The following is a 16430-nucleotide window of genomic DNA, read 5'->3' as shown; positions in this document are numbered from 1 at the left end:
CTCAGGGCTGAATACCCCAGAGCCCCGTGCTTATTCAACCCCTGCTCGCGCCCAAAATTCGGGCCAGTCGGCCAGCAGTTTACGCAGGGCCTTACCCCGGTGACTCCGCTGGTTCTTTTCCTCACGGGAAAGTTCGGCAGAATGACGCCCGCTCTCGCTATCCACAAACACGGGATCGTAGCCAAAGCCCTGGTCACCTTTGAACTCACGGGCAATATGCCCTTCCCAGGCACCGGAGGTCACCAGCTGTTCTCCACTCGGGGCATAGGCCAGCATCACGCAACGGAAACGTGCAGTACGTTCGTCGTCATCCACGTCATGCAGCGCGGCCAGAAGTTTTTCGCTATTCTTGAGGTCAGTGGCTCCCACGCCGCTGTAGCGGGCAGAATACACACCGGGTGCTCCGTCCAAAGCGTCCACTTCCAGACCCGAATCATCAGCCACAGCAATCAGCCCCGTAGCCTCGGCCACGGCCTTGGCCTTGATCAGCGCATTGGCTTCGAAGGTGGTCCCGGTTTCCTCGATCTCTCCGATTTCAGGATAATCGTCCAAACCACGGACTTCGAGGTGAAACCCTTCGAGCATGGCAGACAACTCTGCAATCTTTCCCTTGTTCCGCGTGGCCAAAACAACAGCGCCCACGTGCGCCTCCAGTATTTTAATAGATATGGGGGAACGAAAAATGAAACGAACAGGTGGCTGTTCTACGCGGGGATGTCCTCGGCGTCCAGAGTATCACCATCGACCGCAAGGACCGGAGGCAGGAACAGAGTGACCACCGTGCCCACGCCCTCATGGCTGGACAGGCTGATGCGCCCTCCCACATCCTCCACAATCTTCTTGGTCATGGCCAGCCCCAGGCCCGAGCCCTTGTCCTTGGTACTGAAGAAGGGATTAAAGACCTTGAGTTTGACGTCGTCCGCCATCCCCCGGCCCGTGTCCTCGACACGCACAATGACATACTCATCTTCCATGCCCGTGAACAGAGTGATGCACCCCTTGCCGGATTCCATGGCTTCCATGGAATTCTTGACCATGTTGATCAGGCACTGTTTGAGCAATTCAGGAACGCCCTTGGCTCTGGCCACTTTCGAATCAAGATTGGTTTTGATTCGAATCCCCTCCTGATCACAACCAATGGACATCAACTGCACGGTCTCGCCCACCACGGAATTCACATCCACCTCTCCGGCCTTGGTGTCCGATGGACGAGCATAATTCAGGATGGACTTGAGAATGCCGTCCAGACGACTGGCCTCTTCAAGGATGATCTTCACCTTGCCCTGGGCCTCCTCATCCAGATTTTCAGCTCGCAGAAGGGATCGGGCAAAGCCACCGATGGCAAACAGCGGATTACGAATTTCATGAGCAATATATGTTGACAACTCACCAATGGCGGCCATTTTCTGAGCCTGTTGCAGACGTTGCTCGGTATACGTACGTGACGTGATGTCGCGCCGAATCTCCACAACGTTGATCAACTCGCTCAGTTCATTAAAGAGAGGATAGGTATAGACCCTGAAATACAAGAGCCGCCCGTCATCATCCAGCTTGGTGTGTACGGCCTCGGCCTTCTTGCCCGTCATCACGGTTTCCCTGAAAGGACACTCCCGGCGCGAACGACGGCAGAAGCTCCCACCCTCCACCTCGTGGCAGTACCGCCCCTGAAAAGCCGACTTCGGCTGTCCCAGACGCGTGGTCACGTTACGGTTGCAGTCCACGATACGACCTTCCAGGTCCAGAAGCAGGATGTCCTCCTCCATGCCGTCCAGTACGGTGGTCAGAAAAGCCCGGGCCTGATGAAGATTGGATTGGCAGGGCGCGCAAATCTTCCCGGACATGATCATTTCCCAGAAGACCATGGCCGCTCGCGCATCCACTACCGAAACGCCCTCGGGCAGCCCCCCGCGCAAAGCGCGCGAACGCTCCGGGGTGGCGTGCAGATCAAACACGATATCTACTTCGGGGTGCGCGGACAAAAGCTCACCCACCGTAGAAAACAGCCGCACACGGGACAACGCCAAGGCGCCGCTGACCTCCGGACGAGTCGTGCCATCAACCACTCCGACCAAACGCATCCAGGGAAACCCTTCCCGAATATCCTGACAGTCGAACATCTCGAGCAGTTGCATGAGCTCCGGACCACTTCCGCCAATGGCGACAAGGCACTCGGGTCCAGCCTTGGCGATATCCTGCATGCAAACTCCCGTGCTACGCTCTCGGCTGACTTGCCTCGAACGATGAGTAGTTCCTATACCCTATACATAGCTTGCCACTCCCCTTCAAGTCGGCTAGACCCTGCCTCGCCATTGGCAACTCGCCGACCACCAACAAATCCTGTAGGGTACATCCATGGAAATCACTCACGTCTACTCCATCAGTTTGGGCTGCCCAAAAAACAGGGTTGATACCGAACGCATGCTCTCCTGCTTTGGCCCAGGATTGACTCCCTGTGAAACCCCGGAAGAAGCCGAAGTGGTGCTGATCAACACCTGCGGCTTCATTGGACCGGCAGTGGAAGAATCCGTGCAGGCCGTTCTGGACGCCGCCCAAGCCATCGAAGGCCTGGAGCCCCGACCGGTCCTGGCTGTCACCGGCTGTCTGGTCAGTCGCTACCAGGAAGACCTGGCCAAGGAACTGCCCGAGGTTGATGTCTGGTTGACCACACGTGAGGTGGAATCCTGGCCTGCTCGAGTATCCGAGGCCCTGGGACGCCCAGTGCACAATCCGGCCCCGGGTGAACGCGTTCTCTCCACCGGCCCATCATACGCTTATCTCAAGGTGGCCGAAGGCTGCGACCACGCCTGTGCCTTCTGCACCATCCCCTCCATCCGGGGACCATTGTCCAGCCGCCCCATGGACCAGGTCGTGGACGAAGCCCAACGCATGCTGAACACCGGAGTTTCAGAATTGGTGCTGGTGGCTCAGGACCTGACCGCCTATGGCCGGGACCTGGGTGAAAAGGATGCCTTGCCACGGCTGCTGGAGCGCCTGTCCACCCTGGAGGGCCTCAAATGGCTCCGACCCATGTATCTCTATCCCGCAGGCCTGACTCCTGCACTCCTTGACTTTATCAAGGATATGGGCCGCCCGCTGCTGCCCTATTTCGATGTACCATTGCAACACACCCACCAGGACATCCTCTCGGCCATGGGCCGACCCTTTGCCCGTGACCCGCGTATTGTCATTGATCGCATCCGCGACCGCTTTCCGGAAGCAATCCTGCGCACCAGTCTCATCGTGGGCTACCCCGGCGAGACCGACGAGCATTTCACTGCCCTCAAGGATTTCGTACGGCAGGCACGGTTCACACATCTCGGAGTTTTCGGGTATTGCGACGAGGAGGGCACGGAGTCGTTCAAGCTCCCCGGAAAGGTCGAACAACAGGTCATCAACGAGCGCCGCGAAGAACTGATGCGCATCCAGTCCATCATCAGCGAGGAAATGCTCATGGAATTCGAGGGCAGCACCCAAGAGGTCCTGGTGGATGCCCCGCATGAGGAATGGCCAGGACTGCACGTGGGCCGTTGCTGGTTCCAGGCACCGGAAGCCGACGGCGTCACCTACATCTCGGGCCCCGGCGTGGAGCCAGGGGCCATGGTCAATGCCTTGATCGACGAAGCCAAGACATATGATCTGGTGGCCCTGACCTGATCATTCTCGAAAAATCCATGCAACAACCCTTGCCAAGCACATAATGCTGCTTATTGTTGAGGCGGGCGCACGGGCGTCCCACCGCGCCTTATCCACGGTATCCCCTCTTTTGCATAGGTGATTACCCGCAGGCTGTCCGCAGCCTGGATGATGAGACCTGAAAAACCGCTTGCGCTCTTGTTTTTAAGGGTTGCAAGGCAGGCCCTCGTCTGGTAGTGAGCGCGAATTATCGTTGTTGGAGGTTAATCAATGGTAGAAACTATGGAACAAGAAAATCCCATGATGGATGACATGTGCTTCGAGGATGCTCTCGAGCAGTACCTTCCCATTGCCGATTGCGGCGAACTGGGTGAGGGCAGCATCGTAGAAGGCGAAGTCGTCCGAATCGGCGAGGACCACGTCCTTGTTGATGTCAATTTCAAGTCCGAAGGTCAGATCCCCGTTTCGGAGTTCAAGGACGCCGAAGGCGGTCTGGACGTGGCCGAGGGCGACAAGGTCGACGTCTACGTCGTCCGTAAGAACGAGTCCGAAGGCACTATCATCCTGTCCCGCGAGCGCGCGAAGCGGATGAAGCTTTTCGACGAGATCGAGAAAGTTCAGGAAGAGAACAACACCATCAAGGGCCGCATCATCCGCCGCATCAAAGGCGGTTACACCGTGGATCTGGGCGGCGTGGAAGCGTTCCTGCCCGGCTCTCACGTGGACCTGCGCCCCGTTCCCGATATGGACGCGCTGGTGGACCAGGAATTCGAGTATCGCATCCTGAAGATCAACCGCCGCCGTTCCAACGTTATCGTCTCCCGCCGCGTGCTGCTCGAAGAAGAGCGCGAGGGCAAGCGTGCCGAGCTGCTCAGCACACTCGAGGAGAACCAGACCATCACCGGTAAGGTCAAGAACATCACCGAATACGGTGTGTTCGTGGACCTCGGCGGTCTGGACGGCCTGCTGCACATCACCGACATGTCCTGGAAGCGCATCAAGCATCCCAAGGAAATGGTTCAGCTGGGCGACGAGCTCGAGCTGAAGGTGTTGAACTTCGACAAGGACAACCAGAAGGTTTCCCTTGGCCTGAAGCAGCTCAAGTCCGATCCCTGGGAAAGCATCGGGGAAAAATACCCCGAGGGCTCCCGCTTCAACGGCAAGATCACCAACCTTGTGGACTACGGCGCGTTCGTGGAACTCGAGGAAGGCGTCGAGGGCCTGGTGCACATCTCCGAGATGTCCTGGACCCGCAAGCTTCGCCACCCCTCTCAGATGGTCCACGCCGGCGACGAAGTCGAAGTGGTCATCCTGGGTGTCGATCCCGACAAGAAGCGCATCTCCCTGGGCATGAAGCAAGTCAGCCCGAACCCGTGGGATCTCGTGGCCGAGAAGTACCCCGAGGGCACCATCCTCGAGGGCACCATCAAGAACATCACCGAGTTCGGTATGTTCATCGGCATTGAGGACGGCATTGACGGCCTCATCCACGTTTCCGATATCTCCTGGACCAAGAAAGTCCGCCATCCCAACGAAGTCTTCAAGCAGGGCGACACCGTGCAGGCCACTGTCCTCACTGTGGACAAGGAAGCTGAGAAGTTCACCTTGGGCATCAAGCAGCTCTCCGAAGATCCGTGGTTGCAGGTTCCTGCCCGCTACCCTGTCGGCACCCTGATCAACGGCACCGTGACCAACATCACTGATTTTGGTCTGTTCGTTGAGGTCGAGGAAGGCATCGAGGGTCTGGTTCACGTTTCCGAAATCTCCCGCAAGAAGATCAAGAGCCCTGCGGAGATGTTCACGGAAGGCGTCGACATCCAGGCCAAGGTCATCCACGTCAGCGCCGACGAGCGCCGTCTGGGTCTGTCCATCAAGCAGCTCAAGCAGGAAGCGGACCACGGCTCCGGTCGTTCGTCCTCCAAGGAATTCCACGGCTCCTCCAGTGAAGCCGCCGGAACCAACCTCGGCGATCTGCTGAAGGCGAATTTGGATGCACAGCAGTCCGACGAAGAGGAATAGCAGCTTCTCTCAGAAGCACCCGTTCCTGTTCGGAATTACGCTTATATTGGCAGCTATGATCCTCCTGGCGGGGGTCATAGCTGCCTTTCGCTTTTTCTTCGGCGGGGAGACGTCCTCGCTGGACTTTGACGGTGACAAGATTGGCATCGTGCGTATCGAAGGAATGCTTACCGACTCCGAAGAGATCAACACCTGGATTCGCGAACTGCGCGACGACAAATCGGTCAAGGGCGTGGTTCTACGCGTCAATTGCCCGGGTGGCGCCGTGGCTCCATCCCAGGAAATCTATAATGCAGTGGTCCGGCTGACTGCCGCCAAGCCAGTGGTGGTCTCCATGAGTTCACTGGCGGCTTCGGGTGGTTACTACGTCAGCGCCCCGGCGCATCTCATCATGGCCAACCCGTCCACCATCACCGGTTCCATCGGTGTGATCATGGAGATGTCCAACCTCGAAGGCCTCTTCGAGAAGCTGGGTATCCAGCGACAGGCGCTTACCAGCGGAAAGCTCAAAGACGCCGGATCGCCATTTCGGGCCATGACCCCTGAGGACCGTAAGTATCTTATGGGGCTCATCGCCGACATCCACGAGCAATTTGTAGCCGACGTGGCCAAGGCCCGTAAGATCGATATCAACACTCTGCGTCCCATTGCCGACGGTCGGGCGTTGACTGGAAATCAGGCTCTCAAGGCTGGATTGGTCGACAAACTCGGCGGCTTCGAGGAAGCCGTGGAGGAACTGAAAATCCTTTGTGGTCTGGACCCAACCAAACGGATGCCCGTGGTGGAAGGTCCTGAAAAGGACGAGCCCTGGCTCAGGCAGATCCTCGGAGCCATCCGACTGGATGTGCACACCGACCTGCCTGAAAGTGGAGTTGTCATTCGCTGACCACGGCTCTCCCCGGACGTAAAAGTTCAGCGCCGCCCCTCCGGGCGGCGTTTTTCATGGTCAAGACTTTACTCAGGGCCCCCCTCGCCGTATGGTCCTGTCCACCACAAAACAAAGGGACGACCCATGCAGAATACCATCGACACTCTCAAAGAAGGCGGCCGAATCAGCCTCGAAGAAGCTCTGGAGCTTGCCGAAAAGTGTGATGTTCACACGTTAGGCGAGCTTGGCGGTCTGGCCCGCAAGGCGCGCTACGGCAACACGGCTTACTATGTCTACAACCAGCACATGAACTATACCGACATCTGTGCCAACGCCTGCCGATTCTGCGCGTTCTCCAAACGCGTAGGCGATGAAACCGGGTTCACCTTCACGGTGGAACAGGCCCAGGCCAAGATCCGTGAACGAGCCCACGAACCCATCCGCGAAGTCCACATCGTGGGAGGCCTGAACCCGGCGCTGCCCTATGAATATTATCTGGAACTCATCGCTGGCGTGAAAGCCGAACGGCCCGAAGCCACGGTCAAGGCCTTCACTGCCGTGGAAGTTGCCTATCTGGCAGAACTCAAGGGCATCAGCTACCAGCAGGTGCTTCAGGACATGCGCGACGCCGGTTTGGGCGCTTTGCCTGGCGGCGGCGCCGAAGTCTTTTCCCCTGCACTGCGCGAGAAACTCTGCCCCGAGAAGGTCCCCGGCAGTGTCTGGCTCGAGATTCACGAACTGGCGCACACCATGGGCATCAAGACCAACTGCACCCTGCTCTTCGGCCACATCGAGACCTGGCGCGACAGGCTGGAGCACATGGCGGCACTGCGCGACCTGCAGGACCGTACCAATGGCTTCATCTGTTTCATCCCGCTTCAGTACCAGCCCGGCAACAACCCGCTGGAAGCTCAAGGCACCGATGGCGTGGACTATCTGAAGATGATTGCCCTCTCGCGCCTGTTCCTGGACAACGTGCCCCATCTGAAGGCCTATTGGGCATTCTCTGGAGTTAAACCTGCCCAACTGGCCCTGCATGCCGGAGCTGATGATTTCGACGGTACCCTGGTGGAAGAAAAAGTCGGCCACGCTGCTGGCGCATCCAGCCCCAAGGGCATGACCGTCACCAAATTGCGCGAGACCATCAAACAGTCCGGATTCACTCCAGTGGAACGCGACACGTTCTTTAACGAGATCTAGCCAAAGACCTATCAATCCACGAGGAGTCAGGAGGCTACTGTCTCCCTGAGATCATTCCTTATCAGCAACGCAAACGGGCGGTGATCGTTGATCACCGCCCGTTTGCTGCTTCAAAACATCATCAGCCTGCCTGAGTCATGGCATCAGTCACCACATCAGGCTATTTTTTCATCCTTGCGATCCTCATGACGGTCTCCGGCCTTGCCGTCGGCCATCCTTTCCTCATAGGCCTTCCTGGCCCGAGCACGCTCTGCCGTGAGTTGCGAGCGATCCTCTCCGTCTCCTGAATCGAATTCCATGTGGCGCGTGATCTTGGCCTTGCCCTCGCCATCCGTCTTGACGGCATAGACGTGCACCTTGCCCTCGTCTTCAGGGTCCTGAATAATATTGGCCCATGTTTGCAGGGCATTTCCGGGCAGACCTTGCTTGCGCTTATCGTCTTCCTGCTCCTGCAACCGTTTCAAAAAGGTATCTGCAACCCGGTCCTGTTCCTTTTCCTCAGGCGCGCCGTAGGTCTCAATATAATCCCGAATCACCGTCATTCTGGCTTCGTGTTCAGCCTTTTCCTGGGCTTTTTTCCTGGCTTCCTCTTCTGCTACAGGATCCACGACCTGCTGACTGGATGCACCATCTGAGTCGACACCCTCATCGGAGACCATTCCCTTGCTTTCGCTTGGATCAAAAACAATATCCTGTGCAGTGGTCTTTGGGCCCATTCCCGCAAAGACCTCATTCAAACCAGCATTCGCCACATCACCAACCTGCATGATGTTCCTCCTCGGAAAAGTATTCCACCGGTGCAAGCTCAAGCAAAAAGCATTCCTTCTATTTCTTAACCTTCCAAAACAAAAGCACTGCCACTATCCACTGGAGTCACAGAAAACATCCGTTATTATAGTTTCTTCATAAGCCTTCCATTCCTTAAATAGAACAAAAGCCTTGCCCTCAGTTAAGAATTCATCACAACTCTCGGGGAGAGTATTGTATGACTCCGGCTCCAACCGCTTGAGTCCTTACAAGCGCCTTGCCTGGACGCACGACTAGAGCAACGCCAAATTCACCTTGCATCCATACCTGTCCACCACCGCTGCTGGATTACCCAAAAGAACGGTGATAATCCTCAGGGTCTTGACCTCGGCCCATCTCTGCGCGAGAATGGCAACACTCTGATCTTGAGCTATGTTGGCGAATTCAATGAGCATGGCTTGCCCCATGTTTCGACCGCCAACCTACGCTTGGAGTTCTCATTGCCCCCCCCGAAACGATCCCCCCTACAAAGGAATGGTCGTTTCGACTCGCACCAGGGTGTTGGCATTATGCCCACCCCAGTGCGACAAGGCCCCGCTCCAGTACTGGAGCGGGGCCTTTATACAATAGGTCTTAAATGGCGGATCAACACCCTTTGAGCCAACGTCACCAATGGCGCAATTCTGGCCTGTATCATGCCCCACCGTTCGCGCCTCGATCAGCTCGAATCTCTGCTGCAAACCAGCCATCCTTGAGAACTCACACGCTGTTGTTTGGAGTAGAAAAACAGCATCATATAACTGCGCACGCAACATAAACAGTTAAGCCACGCTGAATAGGGGCAAACTCGCATTACAAACATTATCGAGCAGTTTTTTTCATTATAAAATTTTAGAAATATTAACTTTTATTCATATTTTTACTTGCATTAATTAAAATTTCTGACGATTATCGCAACGCGTATGTTTATTACGCATGATTGTTCTTTTTCTTCATAAGAATCTGTTGTCATTAACACCCGGGGGGGATGTTATGCACTGTATTCCACACCGCCAACAGGCTCTCCTGCCTGTTGCTCTGGCATTGTCCATTCTCATCACACCCATGCCTTCCTACGGCAGTCCACCACCGGACGCTGAACGCGACGGCCATATTCCCTTGCACGTTTGAAAATCAGGCCCACATTGCTGCGCCATGCTTCATGAATAAACCGACAGTTTCTTCATGACTCAGCCTGCAATAGTCTTGTTTTCATAACGTAATCAAGATGCGTGAGATAATTTCATCTCATTCGCAACGCCTGAACTATTGGCGTGTGTTGACGCACGTCTCACAATCAATATCCCTGGGGGGAGACTCATGAACCACATTTTTCATATTAAGCGAATCGCGCGGCTTGGGGCACGAGCCGTTTTCATCGCATTCCTGTCCATGACCTTTGGTACGAATCCCGCCTTTGCCGCAGACAACACCACCCCGGTGACCAGCACCCTCACCGGAAACTGGGTCAACTACAGTACCGTGACGACAACAAACGCAGATGGCATGCAGGCAATCACGACACAGAACATCATCAACGCTGCCAGCGGAACAGTCAGCACAACTTCACCTGCCATGGTGTCGGCGCACGGCCTCGTAGCAGTCGGCCACAGCTCAGCGACCAACAATGGCACCGTCCGCACACAGGGCGCAAATTCAAACGGCATACACTTGCTGGACTACAGTACAGCGACAAATAGTGGCAGCATCACCACGATCGTTTCAAATTCATGCGGAATCAGAGCTGATGGGCACTCCACAGCATATAGTAGCGGAAGCATATCAACTAACAACTCAATGGCACATGGCATTTATGCTACAGATGCAAGCACTGCAACAAATAGCGGAATCATCATCACAAGTGGAGGCTCTGCACACGGCATGTATTCAGTGAGCAACTGCACGGCGACCAACAACGGCAGTATCAGCACACATGGAACGGGATCGCACGGCCTCTCTGCAAGTACATCCAGCAACGTCACCAACAGCGGCACGATCAGCACATATGGGATGATGTCGAGCGGCATCAATATAAGCGGCGGATGCACCGCCACCAACACTGGCAACATCAGCACAGCTGGAATGGCAGCGAGCGGCCTCTCTGTAGCCGGCGCCAGCACCGCCTTCAACAGCGGCAGCATCAGCACAACTGGAATGGGATCGAATGCCCTTCAGGCAACAGGCGGTAGCACCGTCACCAACAGCGGCACCCTGGCGGCCTATGGCACCGGTTCCCATGCCGTGTCTGCCGACGGCGGCTGTTCTGTCCACTTGCAGACCGGTTCGCGCATCCTGGCTGGAGACGTGTTTGCCGCTGCCGGTGGCGCTCGCCTGTACCTGGACGGCAGCGGCACCACCGACTTCGACATCACCGGCCCCTGGTGGCAAATCCACAAAACCGGTACCGGGACCTGGACCCTGGCGGGAGCGATCGCAGCGCCCACAGACTTAAACCTGGACGGCGGCACCCTGACCCTTGCCAAAGGCGTGACCGTTTCCACTACGGGCAGTTATACCCAGGCCGCGGGCACCACCCTGGCCCTGACCCTGAACAACAGCGGCGGCCCCTACATCACAGCGGCGGGCCCCGCCACTGTTGCCGGCACCCTGGCATTGGATGTACCCTGCAGCGCTCTGGGCAGCACCCAAACCATCATCGACGCAGCCACCATCACGGGCGGATTCGATTCTGTGAGCAGCGGCAACCCCAACTTCAGCTTCAACACCACAGTGGTTGATGGAGCGAGGGATCAGATCATGTTGACCGGCGTGTGCTACGCACCTCAGTACGACAACTCCTCCATGGGGCTCTCCTCGGCCATGGGAGGCGCGCAGACCTTCCTTGGCGTGCCCAGCAACCGCACCATCGGACTCTTGAGCGAAAACCAGGAGATGGGCGAATTCATGGTGGCCTCGTCCGAGCCGCTGATCGATCTGGTGTCCAGGCGTTCCAATGGCGACCGCTACGGCATCTATGTCCAACCCATGTTCAATGTCAGCAAACGCGACGCTTTCAACTCGGGTCCGGGCTACAGCGCCAACATGGCCGGACTGGAGATCGGCGCCGACACCTTTGTGAGCGATGACCTGATGCTTGGAGTCTTCGCGGGCTACGCCGTGACAGACATCAACTTCGAGGGGCTGGCCTTTGCCGAGAACGACTCCGAGGACCAGCAGATGTACACCCTGGGCGCTTACGGTGGCTACCGATTTGACAATTGGCGCCTGACCGACACCCTGAGCGTCACGCACATCGAGCACGAGTCCAAGCGCAACGCGGGTCTGGGCGAGATGGCCAAGGGCGACTACGACAGCCAGATGCTCAGCAACCAGCTGCTGGCTTCCTATGCCTGGACCGTGAACGAAACCTGGGAGCTTTCCCCCGAACTGGGCCTGAACACGACTTGGCTCTACCGTGGCGGCTTCTCGGAAACCGATGCCACCAACGCAGCGGAGTACGACGACTTCGACAAGCTTTTTGTGGAAAGCATTGTAGGCCTCAGGCTGCGCGGCAACTTCGAAGTCGGAGAAACCACACTCAGCCCCTACGCCCGCCTGTCCTGGTCGCATGACCTGGGCGGCAACGACATGACTGTGCGCCAGACCCTGGGCACCTCCGCCGCCGAGGCCACTCAGGAGAATGACGACGACCGTCTAGGGCTGGACCTGGGTCTGTCCCTGCGTGAGGGCGACGCGACCTTCACCCTGGCCTATGCCGGAGAGTTCAGCGACCACAGCGAGTCCCACGGTCTGACCGCCAACCTGCGCCTGGAATTCTAGCCCCCCTCGAAACCGCCGGCACATCGATGGCTGGCGGTTCCGTCTCGCCCAAGGGTCAGGCACAAGCGCCTCCCCCTACGCGACGAGGCCCCGCTCCAGTAATGGAGTGGGGCCTTTATTTCTTCTTATCTAGTGCTGAGAGCCCAAAGGCCTCGCGCAGCAACAATCAATCGCTAGTGCTTGTGGTCGTGAGAATGATCATGGTCGTGGTGATGATGGTGATCGTGGTCATGATCATGAGAATGACCGTGCTCATGGCTATGGTCATGGTCGTGGTCGTGATCATGGCTATGGGCGTGGACATGGTCATGAGAATGATCATGGTCGTGGTGGTGATGATGATCGTGGTCATGATCATGAGAATGACCGTGCTCATGGCTATGGTCATGGTCGTGATCATGGCTGTGCGAATGCTCGTTCTTATCCATCAATTGCTTAAACTTGCTGGGCTTTTGAGGGCCGCAACCGCAACCTTTGCACATACAGATTCTCCTTATCCTTCCTCGGTTCCGGGCAGAGGAAAGCCGCAGCCTTCCAGAAATTTAGAGGCACGATACACCATCCAAACAAAGGTGTCACGCTTCAAAAAATCGTATACTCGGCTACTGGTTCGTAGGGTATTCCAACACCAATCCTGATCCGGTTTCGCGCACGGGGCAGGTCCGAGCCAAGCAAATCCGGGCTGCCAAATCAGTACAATGGCAGGCGTGCAGACTCTCCAGATTCAAAGCACCCAGATAATCCGCGGTAGCCTGAAGCCGTGCCTCAGGCGCATTCAACAGATGGAACCCGCCCAATACATCCACCACGCGTTCCTGCCCGGTGACCTCACGGGCATGCTCCACAATATTACAGACCCCCGAATGCGAACAACCGCTGATGACCACCAGCCCCTGGTCCGTGACACAGGCCAAAGCGCCATCATCAACCAGCTCGTCGGGGACGGTTTCGCCTTCAGCGCTGACCAGCAGCCGCTCCGTTGGCCCAACATACTCAAAATCGAATTTCCTCGGAATTTCACCCAACCAGACCAGTCGCTCCGAAAGCCACTGTGGCTCACGTGACGGGGCCATATCAAAATGCCGCGCCAACTTATCCTGCCCGATGAGTGAACCAATCTCGGGAATCTTGTTAGCAAGACGCGTCACCAGAGCTTCCGGGTGCGCCAGCAACCGAGGGCGAGAAAGATCGATGCCGTTGATGCCAGCCTCGGTATACAGACGGATCAGGTCCACCAACCCCCAGGTATGGTCCAGGTGCCCATGGGACAGTACCAGCCAATCAAGATGCAACAGGTCAATATTCATGCGCCGGGCATTCTCGATGAACACCCCGGAATATCCGCAATCGAGCAACACCCGCAACCCGTCCACTTCGACCAGTACGGACAAGCCGGGTTCACCCAAGAAATACCTGTCGATAATCGTATTATTATCCACCAGAACAGTTGCTTTCATCTTTCCCTCCAAGGCCCGAGAGCATGGCCGCTTGGCCTGCCAATGTCCAGATTCCCTGCGCGGCACTTGGAATCACTACCAAGCGCGTGTACCCTGCATGTTGCTCAACGCAAGGAGGACCAATGTCCTACGCCAAGATCCACGCTCCCAGCGAACATGACTCCTCCCTGCTGGCAGACGACTGCGTGCGCATCCCCCTACAGCCACAGCATCCATGCCGCCCCGGATTCTGCTCTCAGGTTTCTCTTGTCGTGACATCGGTCACGTCGCACTTCGGGCGCTAGACCTCTGGTCAATACCCCACTCAGGAACTATACTAATAAATTGCACAACAAAATTTCATGGAGGAACCATATCGATGGATACCAATTACACCCGCATTTCCCCACAGGAACTCAGCGCCTGGATGGACGAAGGCCGCAACTTCCACCTGCTGGATGTGCTTCCTGCCGGGGTATTTGAGCAAAGGCACCTGCCCGGAGCCAAAAACGCCTGCGTCTATGAAGTGACCTTCCTCGAACAGGTTCAGACAATCGGAATCAGCCCTGAAGACGTGGTGGTTGTCTATGGCGAAGCCGAAGAAACCCGTGACGCTGACTCAGGAGCCAAGAAATTGCTGCGCCAGGGATTCCGCCGCGTCTATGCCCTGCATGGCGGTTTTCAGGCTTGGAAAACGGCAAACAGCCCAGTGGAAGGATATGGCACAGAGCCTCAGGATCATCACCCGCTGCCTGCGGATGGCACGTACAAAGTGGACCTCGCGGAGAGCATCATCGAATGGACCGGACGCAACGCCAATGGCAAACACACCGGAACCCTGCGCCTCAATGAAGGCATCATGCGTCTGGACAAAGGGCGCGTGGGAGGAGATTTCGCCATTGATATCTCCTCGCTGACCAATACGGACCTTGAAGACTCCTCCCTGGCAGAAATGTTGCTCAAGCATCTGCTCTCAGATGATTTCCTGTTTGCAGGTCGTCACCCCGAGACCCGCTTCACCATCGAACAATCCGAAGCACTGCCCGGCACGACTCCCGGTGCAATCAACTGCCATCTGCGCGGGGAATTGCTGCTACGGGGCCGCATCGAAACCCTGGCCTTTCCGGCAACACTCTCTACCATTGAAGACGGCATGGCAGCAGAAGCCCACTTCGACCTCGACCGCACCCGATGGGGCCTGCTGTATGGATCGGGAAAATTCTTCAAACATCTCGGCATGCACCTGGTGCACGATGCCATCAGCATTCAACTGCGCATTGTCGGGCGCAAATAGTATCTGACCATAGGGGATCACGCGAGGCTTGCGTCGTCCTTCCAAATCTGATTCACTTTGAATGCAGTACACACGATTGGTCTTCGCTACCGCTGCCCCACTGAGATGCATGTGAGCCACTACTATTATTTATCAACCTGCCCGCGCACGCACCGCTGCTCGCAAGGAACTGATTAATGATTAAGAAAATCCCCGCCGCTGCGATACGGATTGGCATGTACGTTGTCGACACCGGATTGGATTGGGCTGAGCATCCCTATCTGTACGCCGAAGAGGGAGAAATCACCTCCAAGGACCAAACCACGCACCTTTTGGATGAAGGCTACCTCGACGCATTCATCGATACGGACCGTGGCAGCTACACCTGGAACATCTCCACGAATAAAAGACCCGAAGAACAGGTCCGGGACGGAGTCATCGGCGACGAGCACGGACGCTACAAACCCGCTGTACCCATGGCTGTGGAAATCCACAGAGCCAAGGCGGTGTATGACGAGTCCCTGGCCTTTGCCAAAGACTTCATGACCAGCGCGGCCAAGGACGGCAAGGTCGACTACGATGCCGCCGAAGGCCTTGTGGAGGAAATGCTGAACAGCGTGACTCGAAACCACGACGCCCTGATCAGCCTCACCAAGCTGAAGAGTTTCGATGAGTACACGTTTACCCATTGCATCAACGTCTCTGTGCTTTCCACGGCCTTTGGCAACTACTTGGGACTGTCTCCTCAGGATCTGCGCGATTTGGGTGCCGCTGCCCTGTTCCATGACGTAGGCAAGTCGCTGATTCCCCCCGACATTCTGAACAAGCCAGGCAAACTGACCGACCAGGAATTCACGGTCATGCAAAAGCACCCGCAGCGCAGCTACCGTCTACTTCGCGAGAAAAAGGGGATTCCCAAACGAATCCTGCGCGGCATCGCCGAGCATCACGAGAAATTCAACGGCAACGGATATCCACGCCGGATTGCGGGGGATGACATCCACCCCTTCGCGCGCATCATCGCCGTGGCCGACGTCTACGATGCCCTGACCAGCCGCCGTGTCTACAAGCCGCCCATGATGCCCAGCAAGGCCCTGACCATTCTGTATGGCATGCGCGGCAAGGACTTTTACCCCGGCAAGGCCGAGAGCTTCATCAAGTTCCTGGGGATCTATCCCGTGGGCAGCATGGTGCGTCTGTCCAGCAAGGAATGCGGCATTGTCACCGGCTCCAACCCCGATGCGCCACTCAGGCCCAGCGTACTGATCGCCTTTGGCCCTGACATGAAGCCCATCTCCAAACGGCAGTTGGACTTGAGTGAACAAAACGGAAACACACCTTTGGAAATCACGGAATGCCTGGATCACGAGCCCTTTGGGGTCAATCCGGGTGACTACCTGCAACAGGCACAATAAAAAACGGGCGTGGTCAGATG

17 protein-coding genes are annotated in these 16430 nt (G+C 56.7%); 9 read left to right on the top strand and 8 right to left on the bottom strand.

Features of this window, described 5'->3' with window-relative positions; translation table 11 throughout:
• Positions 1–30 precede the first annotated feature (30 nt).
• Together EL361_RS15830 and EL361_RS15825 are read right to left on the bottom strand one after the other, a co-directional pair.
• Positions 31–642, bottom strand: coding sequence for an XTP/dITP diphosphatase (locus EL361_RS15830; protein ID WP_126380913.1), 612 nt, complete (start codon positions 640–642; stop codon positions 31–33).
• 62 nt (positions 643–704) lie between these two features.
• Complete coding sequence (locus EL361_RS15825; RefSeq protein WP_126380912.1) at positions 705–2198, bottom strand: two-component system sensor histidine kinase NtrB; 1494 nt, start codon at positions 2196–2198, stop codon at positions 705–707.
• A gap of 160 nt (positions 2199–2358) precedes the next feature.
• Between EL361_RS15825 and rimO the strand changes: the two genes are divergently transcribed.
• From rimO to mqnE, 4 genes are all read left to right on the top strand, one after another.
• Complete coding sequence (gene rimO / locus EL361_RS15820) at positions 2359–3654, top strand: 30S ribosomal protein S12 methylthiotransferase RimO (RefSeq protein WP_126381541.1); 1296 nt, start codon at positions 2359–2361, stop codon at positions 3652–3654.
• Positions 3655–3903: 249 nt separating this feature from the next.
• Entirely contained in the window at positions 3904–5652 is a 1749-nt protein-coding gene (locus EL361_RS15815) for a 30S ribosomal protein S1 (RefSeq protein WP_126380911.1), read from the top strand.
• Between the two features lie 55 nt (positions 5653–5707).
• On the top strand, positions 5708–6538 hold the full coding sequence (gene sppA, locus EL361_RS15810; RefSeq protein WP_232034936.1) for a signal peptide peptidase SppA: 831 nt from the start codon (positions 5708–5710) through the stop codon (positions 6536–6538).
• Between the two features lie 126 nt (positions 6539–6664).
• Positions 6665–7720: an aminofutalosine synthase MqnE gene (gene mqnE / locus EL361_RS15805; protein WP_126380909.1), complete on the top strand. Its 1056-nt coding sequence runs from the start codon at positions 6665–6667 to the stop codon at positions 7718–7720.
• A 155-nt stretch (positions 7721–7875) separates the two neighbouring features.
• On the opposite strand, the gene EL361_RS15800 is transcribed toward mqnE, so the two are convergent.
• The 3 genes from EL361_RS15800 to EL361_RS15795 form a co-directional block, all read right to left on the bottom strand.
• Positions 7876–8487 carry a hypothetical protein gene (locus EL361_RS15800; protein WP_126380908.1) on the bottom strand — a complete coding sequence of 204 codons (612 nt, stop codon included), beginning with the start codon at positions 8485–8487 and terminating at the stop codon, positions 7876–7878.
• Between the two features lie 273 nt (positions 8488–8760).
• A complete protein-coding gene (locus EL361_RS17165) occupies positions 8761–8922 on the bottom strand; it encodes a hypothetical protein (protein WP_172961799.1) in 162 nt (53 codons plus the stop codon).
• A 69-nt stretch (positions 8923–8991) separates the two neighbouring features.
• Entirely contained in the window at positions 8992–9207 is a 216-nt protein-coding gene (locus tag EL361_RS15795) for a hypothetical protein (RefSeq protein ID WP_126380907.1), read from the bottom strand.
• 292 nt (positions 9208–9499) lie between these two features.
• Between EL361_RS15795 and EL361_RS17160 the strand changes: the two genes are divergently transcribed.
• Complete coding sequence (locus tag EL361_RS17160) at positions 9500–9637, top strand: hypothetical protein (protein ID WP_172961798.1); 138 nt, start codon at positions 9500–9502, stop codon at positions 9635–9637.
• A gap of 680 nt (positions 9638–10317) precedes the next feature.
• Here EL361_RS17160 and EL361_RS17155 read toward each other — a convergent pair.
• Positions 10318–10647 carry a hypothetical protein gene (locus EL361_RS17155; RefSeq protein ID WP_172961797.1) on the bottom strand — a complete coding sequence of 110 codons (330 nt, stop codon included), beginning with the start codon at positions 10645–10647 and terminating at the stop codon, positions 10318–10320.
• A 13-nt stretch (positions 10648–10660) separates the two neighbouring features.
• Here EL361_RS17155 and EL361_RS15790 point away from each other — a divergent pair, with 13 nt between their 5' ends.
• Positions 10661–12286 carry an autotransporter family protein gene (locus tag EL361_RS15790; protein ID WP_172961796.1) on the top strand — a complete coding sequence of 542 codons (1626 nt, stop codon included), beginning with the start codon at positions 10661–10663 and terminating at the stop codon, positions 12284–12286.
• A 166-nt stretch (positions 12287–12452) separates the two neighbouring features.
• On the opposite strand, the gene EL361_RS15785 is transcribed toward EL361_RS15790, so the two are convergent.
• Both EL361_RS15785 and EL361_RS15780 read right to left on the bottom strand, forming a co-directional pair.
• Positions 12453–12686 carry a hypothetical protein gene (locus tag EL361_RS15785; protein WP_197723445.1) on the bottom strand — a complete coding sequence of 78 codons (234 nt, stop codon included), beginning with the start codon at positions 12684–12686 and terminating at the stop codon, positions 12453–12455.
• Between the two features lie 202 nt (positions 12687–12888).
• Positions 12889–13743, bottom strand: a complete 855-nt coding sequence (locus EL361_RS15780; RefSeq protein ID WP_126380905.1) for an MBL fold metallo-hydrolase — start codon at positions 13741–13743, stop codon at positions 12889–12891.
• 122 nt (positions 13744–13865) lie between these two features.
• Here EL361_RS15780 and EL361_RS17150 point away from each other — a divergent pair, with 122 nt between their 5' ends.
• The 3 genes from EL361_RS17150 (at position 13866) to EL361_RS15770 (ending at position 16410) form a co-directional block, all read left to right on the top strand.
• The gene (locus tag EL361_RS17150) at positions 13866–14027 is read left to right on the top strand and encodes a hypothetical protein (RefSeq protein WP_172961795.1); all 162 of its coding nucleotides are present in this window, start codon (positions 13866–13868) and stop codon (positions 14025–14027) included.
• A gap of 74 nt (positions 14028–14101) precedes the next feature.
• The gene (locus EL361_RS15775; RefSeq protein WP_172961794.1) at positions 14102–15016 is read left to right on the top strand and encodes a YceI family protein; all 915 of its coding nucleotides are present in this window, start codon (positions 14102–14104) and stop codon (positions 15014–15016) included.
• A gap of 176 nt (positions 15017–15192) precedes the next feature.
• The gene (locus tag EL361_RS15770; protein ID WP_126380903.1) at positions 15193–16410 is read left to right on the top strand and encodes a cyclic di-GMP phosphodiesterase; all 1218 of its coding nucleotides are present in this window, start codon (positions 15193–15195) and stop codon (positions 16408–16410) included.
• Positions 16411–16430 lie beyond the last annotated feature (20 nt).

The sequence above is a fragment of the Desulfovibrio ferrophilus genome (assembly GCF_003966735.1).
Classification (GTDB): domain Bacteria; phylum Desulfobacterota; class Desulfovibrionia; order Desulfovibrionales; family Desulfovibrionaceae; genus Desulfovibrio_Q; species Desulfovibrio_Q ferrophilus.
Note: the sequence above shows the minus strand (reverse complement) of the source record. Positions and strands in the feature narration are given on the sequence as shown.